Origin of the sequence: Paenibacillus sabuli (assembly GCF_014705605.1) — a bacterium.
Classification (GTDB): domain Bacteria; phylum Bacillota; class Bacilli; order Paenibacillales; family Paenibacillaceae; genus Paenibacillus_D; species Paenibacillus_D sabuli.
This window is the reverse complement of the sequence record NZ_JACXIZ010000073.1, coordinates 1-17,318: the sequence shown is the minus strand read 5'-3', so window position 1 is coordinate 17,318 and position 17,318 is coordinate 1. Positions and strand designations below refer to the sequence as shown.

12 protein-coding genes and 2 pseudogenes are annotated in these 17,318 nt (G+C 50.9%); 8 read left to right on the top strand and 6 right to left on the bottom strand.

Features of this window, described 5'->3' with window-relative positions:
- Nucleotides 1–467: oligopeptidase (locus IDH44_RS26860; protein WP_223870040.1), on the bottom strand; the 467-nt coding region annotated here is incomplete at its 3' end.
- Between the two features lie 297 nt (nucleotides 468–764).
- Between IDH44_RS26860 and IDH44_RS25475 the strand changes: the two genes are divergently transcribed.
- The 6 genes from IDH44_RS25475 (at nucleotide 765) to IDH44_RS27065 (ending at nucleotide 8,934) form a co-directional block, all read left to right on the top strand.
- Complete coding sequence (locus tag IDH44_RS25475) at nucleotides 765–1,055, top strand: YerC/YecD family TrpR-related protein (RefSeq protein WP_190921639.1); 291 nt, start codon at nucleotides 765–767, stop codon at nucleotides 1,053–1,055.
- A 3-nt stretch (nucleotides 1,056–1,058) separates the two neighbouring features.
- Nucleotides 1,059–1,874, top strand: coding sequence for a sirohydrochlorin chelatase (locus IDH44_RS25470; protein ID WP_190921638.1), 816 nt, complete (start codon nucleotides 1,059–1,061; stop codon nucleotides 1,872–1,874).
- Nucleotides 1,875–1,956: 82 nt separating this feature from the next.
- The gene (locus IDH44_RS25465) at nucleotides 1,957–2,871 is read left to right on the top strand and encodes a diacylglycerol kinase (RefSeq protein WP_190921637.1); all 915 of its coding nucleotides are present in this window, start codon (nucleotides 1,957–1,959) and stop codon (nucleotides 2,869–2,871) included.
- Between the two features lie 387 nt (nucleotides 2,872–3,258).
- On the top strand, nucleotides 3,259–4,866 hold the full coding sequence (gene rlmD / locus IDH44_RS25460) for a 23S rRNA (uracil(1939)-C(5))-methyltransferase RlmD (RefSeq protein ID WP_223870043.1): 1,608 nt from the start codon (nucleotides 3,259–3,261) through the stop codon (nucleotides 4,864–4,866).
- Nucleotides 4,867–5,314: 448 nt separating this feature from the next.
- Nucleotides 5,315–6,673, top strand: coding sequence for a DNA methyltransferase (locus IDH44_RS25455; protein ID WP_397326848.1), 1,359 nt, complete (start codon nucleotides 5,315–5,317; stop codon nucleotides 6,671–6,673).
- Entirely contained in the window at nucleotides 6,670–8,934 is a 2,265-nt protein-coding gene (locus IDH44_RS27065; protein WP_190921634.1) for an ATP-binding protein, read from the top strand. Before IDH44_RS25455 ends, IDH44_RS27065 begins: the two co-directional genes overlap by 4 nt.
- Nucleotides 8,935–9,132: 198 nt before the next feature.
- On the opposite strand, the gene IDH44_RS25445 is transcribed toward IDH44_RS27065, so the two are convergent.
- The 5 genes and pseudogenes from IDH44_RS25445 to IDH44_RS27545 form a co-directional block, all read right to left on the bottom strand.
- Entirely contained in the window at nucleotides 9,133–9,570 is a 438-nt protein-coding gene (locus IDH44_RS25445) for an integrase core domain-containing protein (RefSeq protein ID WP_190921633.1), read from the bottom strand.
- 253 nt (nucleotides 9,571–9,823) lie between these two features.
- Entirely contained in the window at nucleotides 9,824–11,221 is a 1,398-nt protein-coding gene (gene ltrA, locus IDH44_RS25440) for a group II intron reverse transcriptase/maturase (RefSeq protein WP_223870039.1), read from the bottom strand.
- Nucleotides 11,222–11,869: 648 nt separating this feature from the next.
- Nucleotides 11,870–12,368 (bottom strand): annotated as a pseudogene (locus tag IDH44_RS27495) (IS3 family transposase); the annotation flags it as partial.
- A 48-nt stretch (nucleotides 12,369–12,416) separates the two neighbouring features.
- Nucleotides 12,417–12,509: pseudogene (locus tag IDH44_RS27490) on the bottom strand (transposase); the annotation flags it as partial.
- Between the two features lie 692 nt (nucleotides 12,510–13,201).
- A complete protein-coding gene (locus IDH44_RS27545; RefSeq protein ID WP_190921631.1) occupies nucleotides 13,202–15,919 on the bottom strand; it encodes an AraC family transcriptional regulator in 2,718 nt (905 codons plus the stop codon).
- Nucleotides 15,920–15,979: 60 nt separating this feature from the next.
- Here IDH44_RS27545 and IDH44_RS25420 point away from each other — a divergent pair, with 60 nt between their 5' ends.
- Complete coding sequence (locus IDH44_RS25420; protein WP_223870038.1) at nucleotides 15,980–16,900, top strand: ABC transporter permease; 921 nt, start codon at nucleotides 15,980–15,982, stop codon at nucleotides 16,898–16,900.
- A 22-nt stretch (nucleotides 16,901–16,922) separates the two neighbouring features.
- Nucleotides 16,923–17,273, top strand: a complete 351-nt coding sequence (locus IDH44_RS25415) for an ABC transporter permease family protein (RefSeq protein ID WP_190921630.1) — start codon at nucleotides 16,923–16,925, stop codon at nucleotides 17,271–17,273.
- Nucleotides 17,274–17,318 lie beyond the last annotated feature (45 nt).

Below are 17,318 nucleotides of genomic sequence, written 5' to 3'. Positions count from 1 at the left end.
CGGCGCGGCCGGCTGGCCGAGCCGCTGCCTGCGGGGCGGCGCCTGCGGCGGCGCGGCGGCGCCCATTCGCCATCGTCGTCGTCGGAGGTGGCCACGCCGCCGCCCTTTTTGCTGCCGAGCGAGCCCATGAGCAGCTTCACCATCGGCGCCATCTGCTGGACGCTGGCAATCATCTTCTGCACCTTGCCCATCGTGCCGACGATGCCGTCGATGCCGCCCATGCGGTCGATGATGCCCTTGAGCTCGCCGAGCTTGCCGAGCGCGGCGCCCGCGGCCCCGCCGGCCGACGAAGCGGACGGATCGACGAGCTGCTGCGCGCCCGGCACGACCGGCGGCATCAGCACCTGCGGCGCCTGGCCCTGCATGCCGCCGCCGAAGGCGAACGGATCGGCCTGCGGCATGCCCGGCTGCTGCCCGGTGAACGCCCGGTGGGCGCCTCGCGCTTGCGGATGCGTACGATATTGCACACGAATCACAACCCTTTTTCAATAGTTTTCTTACTTCAGTCTATGTCGTAGGCGAACATACGGATTGGACGGATGTCCCGGTCCGGCGCATTTCTCGCGACGGTTGTCGACGTGGCGGCGCCCATTCGGCCAGGCAGGCGGTTGCTTCGGGGGGCGACACGGTGTTGCGCTTGCCTGGGGTTGGAGGCCGAGGCGGTTCTTTGACTCTGTACAGCGTGAATACGGTGACGCTTGAATAACGGGGAGAAAGCCGATACAATACAGGTAGGAAGCACGTATTAAGGGGGACATCATGCTATGCAGCTGAAAAAGCTGAACGATAAATCGGTCGACCAGCTCTTCGAGGCGATCCTGACGCTCAAGACGGTGGAGGAATGCTACGTCTTCTTCGACGATCTGTGCACGGTCAACGAGATCCAGTCGCTGTCCCAGCGGTTGGAGGTCGCACGCATGCTCGGCAAGGGTGCGACGTATAATCAGATTGAGGCGGAGACGGGCGCCAGCACGGCGACGATCTCGCGGGTCAAGCGCTGCCTCAACTACGGCAACGACGGCTACAAGCTGGCGCTCGACCGCCTGGGGCGCTAGCCGATGACGCGCGGCGTGCTGGTCGTCAGCCACGGCTCGCGCGAGCCCGGATGGGTCCGGCTCGTGGACGAGGCGGTGGCGCAGGTCGCGGCGCCCGGCGGCGTGCCGATCGTGGCGGGGTACCTCGAGCTGGTGGAGGGCCGTCTCATCCAGGACGGCGTCGACGCGCTGGAGCGGCAGGGCGTGACCGAGCTGTACGTGCTGCCGTTGTTCGTTTCCTCGGGCAGCACGCATGTCGACGACATCACGCAAGCCTTCGGCGGCCCGGCGCTGACGGCGGAGCGGGCGGGCGAGCTGCCGGCGTTCACGGTGAGGCGCGCCCGTGTCACGGTCGGCGCGCCGATGGACGCCGACGCGGAGGTGGCGGAGCAGCTGCTGGCGCATCTGCGCGAGCTGTCGGCGGCGCCGGCGCGCGAGTCGGTGCTGCTGCTCGGCCACGGCAGCGAGCTGCCGGCGCTGCGGGCGCGCTGGATGGCCGGGCTGCGCGGGCTTGCGGAGCAATTGCAAGCGCGCGGCGGCTATGCCCGCGTAGAGACGGCGCTGCTGCTGCCGGACGAGGCGGGCGCGGCGCTGCGCAGGCTGCAGGCGGCGCATCCGGAGGACGCGGTGCTGGTGGCGCCGGTGTTTTTGAGCAGCGGATATTTTACGAGTAAGGTCATTCCGCGGCGGCTCGCGGAGCTGGACTATCGGTACAATGGCCGTGCGCTGCTGCCGGGCGCGGCGGCGGTGCGCTGGATGGAGCGGCGCATCGCGGCCTGGATTGCGGGCGGCGCTGCGGACCGTCTGGACGGCGGCGCTGAGGATCGGCTGGACGGCTGAGCGCCCGACGACGGCGAGTAAGGTGGAGCATCTGGGGGGCGGCGGCAAGGATCGATGACATGCGAACGGGGGTTCGTGGCGAATGACATACAAGCGGGCAAGATTAATTTATAACCCGACTTCGGGCAGAGAAGAGATGAAGCGGCGGCTGCCGGACATCCTGCAGCGGCTGGAGATGGGCGGCATCGAGACGAGCTGCCACGCCACCTCGGGCGAGGGGGACGCTTCGCTGGCGGCGGCGGAGGCGGTGGAGCGCGGCTTTGACCTCGTCATCGCGGCGGGCGGCGACGGCACACTCTACGAGGTCATCAACGGCATGGCGGGCAAGGCCAACCGGCCGCCGCTCGGCATCCTGCCGCTCGGCACGACCAACGACTTCGCGCGGGCGCTCGGCATCCCCAAGCACTGGGAGTACGCCTGTGACCTGATCATCCAGCAGTATACGCGGGAGATCGACGTGGGGCGGGCCAATCAGCGCTACTTTATCAATATTGCGGGCGGCGGCTCGCTCACCGAGCTGACGTACGAGGTGCCGAGCCGACTCAAGACGATGATCGGCCAGCTCGCCTATTATATGAAGGGGCTGGAGAAGATGACGCGGCTGCGTCCGACGGAGCTGCGCATTCGCGCCAACGGGCACGAGGACCTGCACGAGGAATTCATGCTGTTCCTAATCTGCAACAGCAATTCCGTCGGCGGCTTCGAGAAGCTCGCCCCGCTCGCGAGCCTGGAGGACGGCCTGTTCGACGTGATCCTGCTCAAAAAGTGCAACCTCGCGGAATTCATCCGCATCGCCTCGATGGCGCTGCGCGGCGAGCACCTCAACGACCCGCATGTGCTCCACTTCCGCACCAACTATCTCGAGGTCACGACGCCGGGCTACGTCCAGCTCAACCTCGACGGCGAATACGGCGGCACGCTGCCGTGCAGCTTCACCGTGCTGCGCTCGCATCTGAAGATCATCGTGGATGAGTCGGGGGCTTCTTCGTACCGGTAGGCGGATCGCCTTGATTCGATTGGTGCAGGTAAGGATGTTGATGTTGGCTGCGCGGACTGCAAAAGTACAGTTGAAATTGGTTTCTTCATGCCCTTGGGCATTTCAACTGTATAAATACAGTTAAAAGCAGCGTATTTTTGCCGAATCGGGTATATTTCTTGATTTTAACTGTATTTTTGCATTTTGCGGCGTTAAATCAGGCGATTTCATGCAAAATAACTGTACTTTTGCAGTTGGTGGATGACCGACCGCCGTCATGCAGCACAACACTGCGTGTTGGGAGCTCGCTGGGAGCTGGTTGGGCGCTGCGCTGCTGCTGCGGCGACGAACGAGACAATCCGGAACGAACGAGACAATCTGGGGACGGGTAGGAGTGTAGGGATCGTGATGGCAGACAAGGGTGCAACGGGTATACCGGTAACGAAAAATGAAACGGTCATGGCCGACATCGTCGGCTTGACGCATGAGGGTGACGGGGTAGGCCGGGTGGACGGCTTTACCCTTTTTATTCGTGGGGCGCTGCCGGGCGAGCGCGTGCGGGCCAAGGTGCTCAAGGTCAAAAAGACGTATGGCTACGCCAAGCTGCTGGAGCTGCTGGAGGCGAGTCCCGACCGCACCGACGCGCCGTGTCCGATCCACGCCCAGTGCGGCGGGTGTCAGCTGCAGCACCTGAGCTATCCGGCGCAGCTGCGCTGGAAGCGGCAGCATGTGATCGACAGTCTGCAGCGAATCGGAAAGCTGGATGTGGCGGGGGAGGCGGGAGTTCGAGCCGGATCGACCGCAGAGCGAGCTGCAGCGGACAGAACGAGGACGAGCGTTGAAAATGCTGCGGATGGCTTGCCTGAGGCGGCCCCTGCGGAGCCCTCCGGCGAGGCGTCGCCGCAGCGAGACGGGAGCGGGGCGGCCGAGCTGGCCGGCGGCATCGTCGTGCACGAGACGCTCGGCATGGACGAGCCATGGCGCTACCGCAACAAGGCGCAGGTGCCGATCGGCAGCGCGCCGGCGGATGGCGTTAGCGGCGGCGGGGCTGATGGGGGAGCGGGCAGCACCCATCTGATCGGCGGCTTCTACGCGCAGGGCAGTCACCGCATCATCGACATGGACGCGTGCCTCATTCAGGATGGGCGCAACGACGAAGCGGTCCGCATCGTGAAGCAGATTGGCAATGCGCTCGGCGTGCGCGCCTACGACGAAGCGAGCGGACGCGGGCTGCTGCGCCATGTCGTCGTGCGCAGCGGCTTCGCCACTGGTGAGACGATGGTCGTGCTCGTCACGAACGGGGCCCGGCTGCCACGGGCGGACGAGTGGATCGCGCAGATCCGCGAGGCGCTGCCAGGCGTGACGAGCATCGTGCAGAACGTGAACACGAAGCGGACGAACGTCATCTTCGGCGACGAGACCAAGCTGCTGTGGGGCAGCGAGGTGATCTACGACGAACTGGACGGCATTCGCTTCGCCATCTCGGCGCGCTCGTTCTACCAGGTGAACCCGCAGCAGACGGTGGCGCTGTATCGCAAGGCGGTCGAGTATGCACGTCTGACTGGCGACGAGACGGTGATCGACGCCTACTGCGGGATCGGCACGATTTCGCTGTTCCTAGCGCGGCAGGCCGGGCAGGTGTACGGCGTCGAGGTCGTGCCCGAGGCAATCCAGGATGCGCGGCGCAACGCCGAGCTGAACGGCATCGCCAACGCGACCTTCGAGGTCGGGCTGTCGGAGGAGGTCATGCCGCGCTGGCGCGCGCAAGGCATCCAGGCCGACGTCATTGTCGTCGATCCGCCGCGCAAGGGCTGCGACGAGGCGCTGCTGGAGACGATCCTGCAGATGCGCCCGCCGCGCGTCGTCTACGTCTCCTGCAACCCCGCCACCCTGGCCCGCGACCTGCGCGTGCTCGAGGGCGGGGGCTACAAGGCGGTGGAGGTGCAGCCCGTGGATATGTTTCCGCATACAACACATGTGGAGTGCGTGGTGGGGATATGTCGCGTCGATACCTAGAAGTCTATAGTTTTGAGCATTCGGCGAAGTATTTCTCCTTTGTACAGGATGACGGTGACTATAAAAACAAGATGTTGAGGGATACGATTAAAGTATCGGTTGTTCTGGATTTGAAATGGGTGGATATGAGGAGTGATTTTTAACATACAAAGAGAGGACTCTTCAGTTCAGCTACTTTTGAAATGAATATCAGCAGCAAAATAATGAAAGACCACCTTGTCAAGCTAAAATAGAGGTGGTCTTTCGTATAACTTTGATTTTTTTAACATAGATACTAATCACGAATCAGGTGTTCACGGATCATACGCTGGAAAGGAATACGTACCTGATTTTGAAGACATTGCTTTTTAGGGAGATTCAGGATATCCCCCGTACTATAAAAAGTGCCACTGTGCCCGACTGTTTTTGACAGCATTCGACAGCAGGATATGATATCATAGGATCAACTGTGAATTATTGTAGTAAAGATTTGTACGTGATCTCTTTAATTAGCTGGAAATATATCAATAGTGGGAAGTGGCTGACTATGAAACTAAATTTACAGCAAAAACTAAAAAGCTACGGAGATACATATTGGAATTTTGAGAAAATCAAGAGAGACGGAGTTCATAAAATAGCTAACTATCCTGCAATGATGGTTGCCCCCATGCAACATAAGTTAATTGAGGATGTTATTAATATGGAAGGTAACATATCTAATATATTTGATCCCTTCCACGGATCAGGCACAACATTAGTAGAAGGTAATCGTTTCGGTTTAGACTTAATAGGTATTGACATAAATCCTTTGGCAAATCTCATTACAAAGGTTAAGCTTCAAGGAGTCAATAAGGACACTATATACAACAGTAACGAGGAACTTCTCTTAAGAATAAATAAATATAGAGAAAAAATGATGGATTTGCATTATTTCGAGAAAATCGGAAAATGGTTTAGGAAAGATGTGATTCACGATTTATCAATTATTAGAAGAAGTATAATTGATGAGAAAGACAAACGAAATAGGGAATACTACTGGACATGCATGTCCGATTTGGTTAGGAAGTATAGTAATACTAGAAGTTCCACTTTCAAGTTACATATAAAAGAAGAAAACAAAATCAAAATTATGGAGAATAACATTATTGAAGATTTTATTTGCGCTGTTGAGAATAATGTTAATTCTTTTGATACTCCTAAGTCCAATAGCAAGTTGTTAATACAAGGAGATGCTTTGGATGCAATGGATAAAATGGAGGCAAACAGTATTGATTTTATTTGTACGTCGCCGCCATATGGAGATAATGGAACTACAGTGACATATGGACAATTTTCTATTTTGAGCTTGCTGTGGATAGATCATAAAGATCTAAGCATATCAAGTGATGAATTAATCAAAAACTTCTCTGCTATCGATTCCTCAAGTTTAGGAGGGAAAATTAATCCTGTTATCTCTAAGTCGGATGATATTCCATCAGAAGTTCTAGTTAATCTCCTGAAGACTATTAGTATTGAAAAGCAAAAAAAGATTAAAAATTTTTTTCATGACTATTTTATTGTTATCCAGAAGATGATCCGCGTTCTTAAGCCGGGCCATATGATGGTTTTAACTTTAGGTAATCGAAGAGTCGATAATACAGAAATCAAATTAGATGAAATTACAAAGGAATTCTGTATAAAAAATGGATTAGAAATTGAAGCTGAAATAGATAGAAGTATTTCCAGGAAAAGAATTCCCAAAATGGTTTCGCGCATAGAAAATATTGGTCCAGTACAGTCTATGAATTCAGAAACTGTTTTAATATTTAGGAAGGGGGAGAGTGTATGAATAGTGTCGAAGTTAAAGTAGAAGAAGAAAACATAGTTGAGGTAATTGGCAACGTAACTAGCCCGTTCGTAGTTCTTTCAGAATTAATTAAAAATGGCGTGGATGCAAATGCAAAATCAGTTACAGTCCATATTGATACAATAAATAATACGATAAAAGTAATTGACAATGGTGATGGTTTCAAACTCGAAGATATATTAAATCTTGGGAATATTGCAGCATCAAACAAAAAAAGAGACGACTTTATTCAAAATGTAAATGGAGAGATGCTCTTAGGTAGTAAAGGGCTTGCTTTCTATTCTATGTTTTCTTTAGGAACGAAAATTGAAGTTAGATCATTTAACTCCAACGGGGAAAAGTATTACTTCGAATGGTTCAAAGGGCATAAAAAGTTTTATTATGAATATGTTGCTCATGAAAACTATGCTTTAGGAACAGAAATACTAATTTCAGGCATAGAAGAAGACAACATTCTTCTATTAAGTTCCGAAAAGGAACTTAGTAAGTTTAAACATATTTCATTATACAATTTTCAAGCAAAGATAACAGTGCCAAAAGTAATAGTGATTAAGAATGGGGTTAGATTTAACCTCGATATAGATAACGTTAATAGCTTTGAAGAAGAATTCAATGCGATAGTGTCTTTTAGCTATGAAAGTAAAACAAACATACTAAAGTACAAGTATGATGTAGAAGATTCTAGAGTTTCGAACTCGGAGATTGAAATTAAAATTGATAACTTATTTACTGCTAATGAAATTATTAGAGACATATATAATATTAAGCCACTTAGTATGTCATTTGATGATTTTTTAACAAATGGTCTTATCGAACGAAGGGAAATATCTGTACCGAGCTTTGAGGGAAAGTGGTATATGAAAAGAGACAAGAGGAATGCGAAATTCCACAGGTTTGAGAGCGGTATTCGTCTATATGTCAACAAGTTTGCATTATACAACTATTTGAATAAAAATAACGATTGGCTACAATTAACTAATGTAAGTCAGGTTAAGAAAAATAACAATTTTAGACAACACAATGTATACGGATATGTTAATTTTGATCGATTTAATGAGCATGAAGCTGGTCTTAAGATTTCAAATGAGCGCGGTGGCTTCATTGAAAATATTAATTATCACAAATTTATGGATATTTTATATATTTACATTTTATTTATAACTATAAATATTGATTACGCAATTAAAAACCACACTTTTATTCCAACAAACAATGCTCAAGGTGGACAAGGCCAAGGTGGACAAGGCCAAGGTGGACAAGGCCAAGGTGGACAAGGCCAAGGTGGACAAGGCCAAGGTGGACAAGGTCAAGGTGGACAAGGCAAGGGTGGACAAGGTCAAGGTGGACAAGGCCAGGGTGGACAAGGCCAAGGTGGACAAGGCCAGGGTGGACAAGGCCAAGGTGGACAAGGCCAGGGTGGACAAGGCCAAGGCGGACAAGGCCAAGGCGAGCAAGGTCAGGGAGGACAACCTGACTCAGTTGAAGAGGAACGGAAAATATTAAAGGTTTCCGAAATTAATATAACAATGGGTGAAAATTGTTATTTATTAGACCCAACAATTATAAATAGTGAATATACAACAGCTACTTTGAAAATAATACCTCGAAGCGCATGTAAAATTCAAAATAATATATTTATGCACGAGAATCAACACGGTGAATATCACATCGATTATTATGAAGGAAGCATGAAAGAAACACTCCTTATTAAGGTTAAAAAAAGAAAAATCACTGGGATGGTTAGTGAAGATGATTTCTTTACAACAAGTAGTCATTTTCATGGAGATATCGATTTGAGAGATGTTAGCGGGTTAGTGAAACAATTGGTAGGCTTGAAATACGATGATAAATATATGCTTTATGTAATTTCTTTTCGTGCTATCCTTGAGGATATTGTAAAGAAATATTACTCTAAGAGACCGTTCCCTCTCAGTAGTGAATTTAAAGATAATATCACTGGTATGTTATCTGATATTCAATCTGTTATGCGCATTACTAGAAATGATCCATTAGAACATCAAAAGCAGGAAGTTAAAAAGATTTTCAAAGGACACTATGCACTCAATAACTTTTTAGCTGGTGTTAATGTTAAATTTGCGAATGAAAATTACGATAAATTTTTACACTCATTGACGCATAACCCTTCAAAGATTGATAAAAGTTTAGCTCTCGAGGTTGCAAATGATATTATTCTCCCACTTCACACTTTGTCAAATCAACTAAGTGATCGCGGGATAATATGATTTTTTATGGTGCTACAAGATGTCAAGACAGTTATTTTAAAATCTTAAGGTGAGAAAAGATGTACAATGTTTGTTCTATCGTTTCGTTGCCTCCGCTTGGAAAAGCATTAGAATTGGAAATTTGGGAACTAAGGCATCCCACATAGCGATGTCCACTGGTGGAGGACAAGGCCCAAGCGAAGGCGCGGGAGCCCCTGATTATTCACTTGTGGATGGAAGCAGAACAGTCCGGGTGTATACCGCCTCAGGTGTAAGGTTACGAAGCGATTGATGCGGCAGATACCGATTGTGCAAGTGAATGTAGCGTTCGATCCCTTGCCTGGTTTTTCTGGGGCTCTGGTAGTCCTGAAGATAGATTTCATTGTACTTTAGACTACGCCAGAAGCGCTCAATCGCAATGTTATCCGTCGCGCGGCCCTTGCCGTCCATGCTGATTAGCACCTCATGTTTAATGAGCAGTTTAATGTACTTGGGGCTGGTAAAATGGCTGCCTTGATCGCTGTTGACGATGTGAGGCCTTTGAAGTAATCGTGCTCGTTTCATCGTCTCCAGCACAAAGCCAATCTCCAGCGTTTGATCGAACTGCCTATCGATGATGAATCGAGAATACCAGTCGATGATGGCAAACAGATACATCCACCCGTGCTTCATCCGGAGTGAAGTAAGAGACAGGGCGTAGTCGAACTATTTCCCTGCCTCTTCTTCCCGAACCGGACCTGCACCTCTCAGCGCATCCGGCTCTCCATTTAAGTGTTGCTCAAAGCAAAGGCGACTTCATCATAATAGGATTCAATTGTTCGACGTTTCTCAGAACGCAGAATGTATGGGTTTTCGTCTGGATTTCGCCATGTGAACCAACGTTTTCGACTGGTTATTAGTCGTCTGAGCGCTAGCTCCCCATAGAGAGCCCCCGACTATTTTGACCTTGCAGAACCCAGATCTTAGCTTTACCCTTTTCTGGAGATCGGACCATTTCTCGCATTAGAACCCTGAAACCACGCTTGTACTTCCGTGCAAGCCAGTGTCCGAGTTTCCAAAATACCGTGCGATCTACTTTACTGAATATCGTCGCAGTATGGTCGGTATATTGGTAGAAATTTGCCCATCCTGCAAGTTGCCGGTTAAGGCTTTCAACCAAATCCATTCTATTCACACTGTAATTACCTGACAGTTGCTTGACTAGCTTCTCCGTGAAACGGCGGTATTTCTCCCATGGAATGGATGAGACCGGACGCATTCGTCCGCGGGCTCCTCGTTTGCGAATAATGCGATGACCGAGAAAAATAAAGCCGTCGTTCACGTGTGTAATATGTGTCTTTTCCATATTTAGCGTGAGTTTCAGTGTATCTTCTAGAAATTCCCGACATGCCTCTCGCACTTCTTCAGCCTGTGCCTTGCTTCCTTTGACAACGACTATAAAGTCGTCTGCATAGCGACAGTAGGAGATTGCTGGTTTCCATTGCCGATTTTCACGTATCGCAATCGGACGCTCATTCTGTATACCGAAGTTCCATGCCCAGCGATCTTTCCGTACCTTCTTACTCAGAAACTTTGCTTCCATCCATTGATCAAATTCGTGTAACATAATATTGGATAGAAGCGGCGAAATGACGCCGCCTTGAGGAACTCCTTCGCTTGATGCGCGAAATAAACCACGGTCTACGCATCCTGTTTTGATCATCCTCCACAGCAAGGAAAGGAATTTATGGTCGGAGATGCGTTTACGAACAGCCTTCATGAGCAACCGATGATGAACAGTATCGAAATAACTTGCCAAGTCACCTTCAATGACCCAGCGACCAGCAGTTGATTTCATTTGTTCATTTCCATCTTGCAATTGCATCTTGACAGTTCGAATGGCATGATGGACGCTTCGCGCAGGTCTGAAACCATAGGATGCAGGATGAAAATCACTTTCCCATATCGGTTCCATTACCATCAGCATTGCTCTTTGCACGATACGATCTCTAAGGCAGGGAATACCTAGCGGTCTGAGTTTTCCGTTCGCTTTGGGGATGTACACCCGTCGGGCAGGTTGCGGACAGTACCTTCCAGTCAGCAATTCATGGCGTAACAATTCCAGTTCAAGATCAAGTCTTTCTTCCATCTTGCGTTTGTCAATGCCATCTATACCCGGTGTTCGAGCTCCACTTGAAGCAAGGGTGATGCGAGCCGCTTCACTTAGCCAAGACTTGTCAGCCATTAGTCTGAATAGTCGGTCGAACTTGCGTTCCTTGTTTTCTGTTGACCATGTCGCCAGTTTGCTTTGCATTTCACTGATTATCAAAGGTCTTCACCTCACTAGGGTCAGTTAATGAGCCAAGCAAACCACTTAAACTGCCTCCCTTTGCCATGTAGCCGGCTTTCCCGACCTCGGACTACTACGGAGGCTCCGTCATTCTGCATATCATCGGAGGCACACTTCTTTAACATCTATGCAGACCTTCCCCAGTTCACATGTTGGACTCCACACATGGGTTAGGTTGCCTATCGCAGTCTTTATCCTTGCTTTCTGCAAGTCGTCGCAGACATCATGACCTAGCTGTGCGCTCTTCATGACTCCAGCCGGTAAACCTACATATTCAACCGACTTTTGTGACACCGTCCCTGGCTGTGACGGATATCAATCCACGACCTGCCTGTTAAGCGATGTAGGCAGAGGTGACATTTCAACCCTCAGATGCGGTTTAATAGGTTCGTGTTCCTCAACCTTCCCATGCTCAGCCTAGAGACTCATCTTGGCGTAATCGCTTCGCCGCAAGCCCCGTTTCCCGCGGACTACGTCACCTTGCCAGTGTCGGCAAGTCACCGCCGCTTCGGCTCACTTCCCCTCACAGCAGGGAAAGGACATGTCTGTAAAAAAAAAATCGACATGTATTCCAAACATGCTCAAGTAACTTCGCTCCACTATGGGAGCTTGTTAGCTGGGCGTACTGTAGGTAATATCAACCGACCAGACCTGATCTGGCTCCGTAATGTTTAGCTTGCGCAGCAAATAGGTATAAATCCGGTGCTGCAGGTCTCGCTTGCTCAGATTCGGGCCGGGATAGATGGCCATGATCCCTATCTCTCGCATATAGTGCCGAACGGTGTTTTTGTGAATCGGATCGCCCTCCCGATTCATAATCGCAGTAATCTTTCTGTACCCCAGAAACGGGTGCTCGGTGTACGGTTCATCGATCCGGTGCTCGAGGTGTATCTCCTCCGGGGAGGGAGGGACCGGTTGGTAGTAAAGGGAGCTTCGATTCAGGCTGAGGAGATCGGCTTGCAGTTGCAGGGCAATCGCCAGCTCGCGATCCTGCCATTCCAGAAGCTTGAGGCGTTCTTCACGTGACCAATTAGAGGCCAGATTTTTTTTTGATCCACGACAATTGCGTGGTGAGTTTCCCCACCTCAGCGTAGAGTTCGTCGATTTGCTGTTCGTATTCCTGTTTCATTTTCGTGATGCCTTTTCGATCATCCACGAACAATTGCGAGAGGTTCTGAACCGCTTCGCTTTTCCACCGGGTGAGGACATTCGCGTGAATGCCATGCTCAGACGCTAGCTGCGAAACTGATTTCTCTTCCTTCAACATTTCCAGCATTACACGCGCTTTTTCTTCGGGAGTGAACTTCCTTCGTGTAGGTTTCATACAACTAAGATACTCCTTTTTCGCTGTCTGTTCTATGTAGCATTATAAGAAAACCTGACATCCGATCAATTGCATGAATAAAGTAACCGTGTTATGATTAGTATAGAAAAAGGAGCCGGACGGCCATCCGACTCCCTGTACAACATTTTGGGTGGGAAGCCTCCCAGAGAGACTTTAGAAAATAACCCGTTCCCTCGGCGCTAACCTGGGCGGGTTATTTTCGTTTTTTCAGATATGTGAGCAGAGCCAGCAAAAACATGCCAAGCATGACCACTTCTGTTAACGAAAATTGCATGAGCATCACCTCCGCTCTGGAGGCAATACTACCCACCCAAGTCTGTTGCACCTCCTGATTATACCAAAAAGTGCTAAGGATTAATAGAATTCGAGCTATTTTAATGAACCATGGTAATGGTAGTGCTACTCATTGATGTGACAAACAGGCGGCATTCCTCGCCAACATTTGTCGACTTACACTTGCCTTGCCGCGGCCTTGCACCTCCTCAACCCCCCACCAACGTAACCTTAAACACACTCCCCGAACAGAACTCTCCTCCAATTCGATGGTCCCGATAGAATTGGAAATCCGGTGGCTCACTTCTATTGTGATCAAACCGCCCCTAAGTGGCTCATTTTTATATTAGCGAATACAGGAGCTGCCAGCGCATCTGATGCATCCCCAGCACTATACCGTCCGCGCGCCCGTACCATCGGCATTTTGCCAATGGCTTCGACATGAATGGGTTGACGCAGGGGTAATCGGTCGCATCATGATTATGAATTATTCCGGATAAATCGCGCGATATTTGCCCGGCGTAATCCCTTCCATCTTTTTGAAGCTGGCAATAAAGGAGTTGCTGGAGATGAAGCCGACCTGCTTCGCGATCTGTTCGATTTTCAGGTCGGAGCGCTTTAGCAGCTCCTTGGCCTGGTTGGTGCGAATGCGTGCGACAAAATGCGACAAAGTCTACATACTTTACGCCGGAAGCTTTTTTGAAGGAGCGGCTGAAGTGGCCGAGCGACATTTTGCATCTGTCGGCAAAGGCTTCCATCGACAAGTCCTCCATATAATGCGCCTCGATATACGCCATAATTTCCCCCAGCACGCTGTCGCGGTTTTCATTGTCTTCAATCATCTGCCCGATATCCTGGCATACGCCGGTAAAGAAATGTTTGAGGTTTTCCATGTCGGCACATTCGGAGAGCGCGTGCGACCAGGCGACGTACAGCTCCAGATTCTGATCGGTCAGGCTGCCCAGTACGCGAATCAAGGCGTTTAAAATGTCATGTCCGAATTGCAGCATCTGGCGTTCGCTGGCCATCTTCTGCGCCATATCGTCGAGTAACACGGACAACGTTTGCGCTAGCAGCCGCGTATCCGGCAGCAGCAGCATATGCCGGGTCTTGTCGGTGTCCTCCTCCGATAGAAAGCACTCGATCAGCTTGCGCTCCTCGGGAATCATCCCGCTTAGCACCTCGATTTCGCGGGTCAGGCTTCTCCACTCCAGCAAGGCGCAGGCTTGCGCGTATCCGGCGCGCAGCTTGACGGGTTCGTGCGCGAGCGGCCCAAGCGCGATCGTTGCCCGCAGGTCGTCGCGGAACAGACTGAGCGCCTGCCGGATTTTTTCGGCTTCGCGGCTGCCGTCCCCCGACTTGTGGAGGTCGAGAAGCTGGACGATGCAGCTCAACCGGTTCTCTTGCAGCTGGGAGATCCATACCTCCGATTCAAGCGCCTCGCCAATCAACGTTTTGATCTTGCTCAGAATCAGGTGCTGCTCGCCGACGGAACGGCCTCCGCCGGGCGGCTTCAGGAAGCGATATTCCACGACAATGACGGCGCTGGCCCTGTCATAGCCAAAAGCCATCCCCAATTCCAACGCATCGCGCTCCATCTGATCTGCATCCTTGATTTCGCCGCCCAGCAGCTTGTTCAGCAGCCGCTCATGCAGCAGGGGCTGCAGCTCGCTGAGCCGGCGATTCATCGAAGCATGTTCGTTCAACGTCGATGACGTCCAACGCTTGATCAGCTGCAGTTCATTTTCATCGGCGACGTGAGCCGCTGCCGAACCGATCAGCCCCGCTTCTTCAAACTGCTGCTTGATGCTGCGAATCGGCAGATACAATCTCCGGCTCAAAAACAGCGATACGACCAGCCCGATCGCCGTGCAGAGGATCAGAAACACAATCGCCAATTGGCGGATGGCGGCAGCCGGCGCCAAAATGGTTTGCAGATCGATCAGAATGACATACGTCCACGCATTAAACCGGGAGTGAATAAACGATAGCTGCGTCGCATCGTCCAGCTTCATCATCGAAGCGACGGTCGGGTCAGCCGATCCATCGGGGATCGCTGCCGCAATTTGCATGCCGTCCACCGGCAACTCGTCCGACTGTGCAACTAGCCTGCCGCCTTCATCCAGGATGGCCGTTTCAAACGGCATGTAGTGATCGATGCGAAGGGCTTCTCCAAGCATTTCTTCCCGCAGGTTCACAACCAGGTATGCGGAAGGCGAGCCGGAATTAAGCGGGTAGCTGACGACAGCCGAAACCAGGCGCTTCGAGGTGTCCAGCCGCGAAGTAAACAACCCGTATTCCTCCACATGAACGCCGGGCAGGAACGTCATCATATGGCGGCCGGCAAACTGCGGATCGACAGCCGGGGCCGAGTCCGCCGCAGGATGCTGCAAAAATTCAAAATAATGCGCGGCGCTCATGGCGCCGATTCCTGTACCGATCACGATATTGGCCTCCGGCACAAATATGTATGCGCTATCAACTATCCGTTTGTTATCGAGCAAGCCGTGCAAATGCTGCTCCACGCCGGCCTGAACTTCAATTCGTTCATACAACATGGGCTGATTAATCAGGTTGATCCAACGCTCGACCGCCACCGAGCCGACCACGCCGACCATATCGGATTGCAGTGAACCGAGAAACTGATCCATTTCCTGGGCGAGCTGATTTTTGATCAGCTGGTGGTTTTTTTCCGCTTCCTGTTCAAATTTATTCACAATATACGTGTAGGTGGCAGCGCTGGCGACCAGCGAGGGGAAAATGACCATTAAGGAAAAACTGAGCATGAACCGCCGGAACAGTTTGTTGGTGTGCGAGTAAGCAAGCAAGCGGCGCAAAGCCTTCATGGGACCACCCTTTAGCTTTTTTTGTTTCATTAAAGTGCAAGGGAGCGGATAATGCGCTGTACGTTTTTTTCCTATCCCGGTTTTTTTCCTGTACGCAGGCGCAAACCCCTTGCCCAGCAAGAAACCGTGATTGGAAAATATGCCGGATTTACGGATTTGCGGAGGAAGTCGTATAGTGGGGAGGCTTGAAAGAAAGCGCTGCCGGTGCGGCATTTAGTCCGGTAGCGCTTTAGGTCCAAGCGATGAATGCGGAAAGGGGGAAAGGAAAACGCGATGAATACATCGGAGTGGCGTCTGTACGTCCGGATGATCGTCAAGGATAAGGTCTTGTATATGTTGATGATTCCCGGATTGCTGTATTATCTCATCTACAAGTACGTTCCGATGTACGGCGTGATTATCGCTTTTCAAAAGTATTCGCTCGGGAAAGGAATTATGGGGAGCGCATGGGTCGGGCTGGAACATTTTCGCAATTTTTTCACCACGCACAATGCCTGGCTGTTGATTCGCAACACCTTGCTGCTTAATGCATATGAGCTGCTGATCGTGTTCCCGGCGCCGATTGTTTTGGCGCTGCTGCTCAATGAACTGCGGCATGTGTTGTTCAAACGATTGGTGCAAACCGTCAGCTACTTGCCGCACTTTATCTCCACGGTCGTCATCGCCGGCATGCTGGTGAACTTCTTGTCGCCTTCGACAGGCATTGTCAATCATTTGCTGATGCGCTTCGGCATTGAGCCGATTTTCTTTATGGCCGAGCCGCAATGGTTCCGTACGATCTACATCGGCTCAGAGCTGTGGCAGAAGGTTGGCTGGGAGAGCATTCTTTATTTGGCGGCGATCTCGGGTATCAATCCGGCATTGTACGAAGCGGCCAAAATCGACGGAGCCGGACGATGGCAGCAGGTGCAGCACATTACCCTGCAAGGCATGATACCGGTCATGGTCGTGCTGTTTATGATCAAGATCGGCAATATTATGGAAATTGGCGTACAGAAAGTCATCCTGTTGTACAATCCGTTGATTTATGAGACGGCCGATGTCATCAACAGCTTTGTCTACCGGCGGGGATTGATTCAGGCGGACTTCAGCTTTGCAACCGCTGTCGGATTGTTCCAATCGGTCATCGGGCTGGTCCTGGTCGTTTTCTTCAATCGCATGGCCAAAAAGTACACCGAAACGAGTCTGTGGTGAAGCTGCGGAAAGGAGCAGAGGCATGTTAACCGGGAAAAAGAAGCGCTCCTATCGCTGGTTTCAACCGGGAGAAGGTGTGCTGTCGCGTTTATTTGATGTTGTCAATGTGATCTTGATGTTGTTGTTGACCGTCATCATGCTGTATCCGTTTGTGTATGTGACGGCAGCGTCCTTGAGTCAACCCGCAATGCTCGCCAGCGGCGCGGTATCCTGGTGGCCGAAAGGCTTCACGACGCTGGCCTACCAGCGTGTAGCGGAGGACCCCTTTATCTGGCTCAGCTATTGGAATACGATAAAATACACCTTGCTGCAAACCCTTTTCGGCTTGCTAGTACACAATAGCTTAAATTCAAGATCACATCTTAGATATTGAGCAATTTGCCGTCAAACGTCCAACGAAAAGGCTTGGCCAAATGTT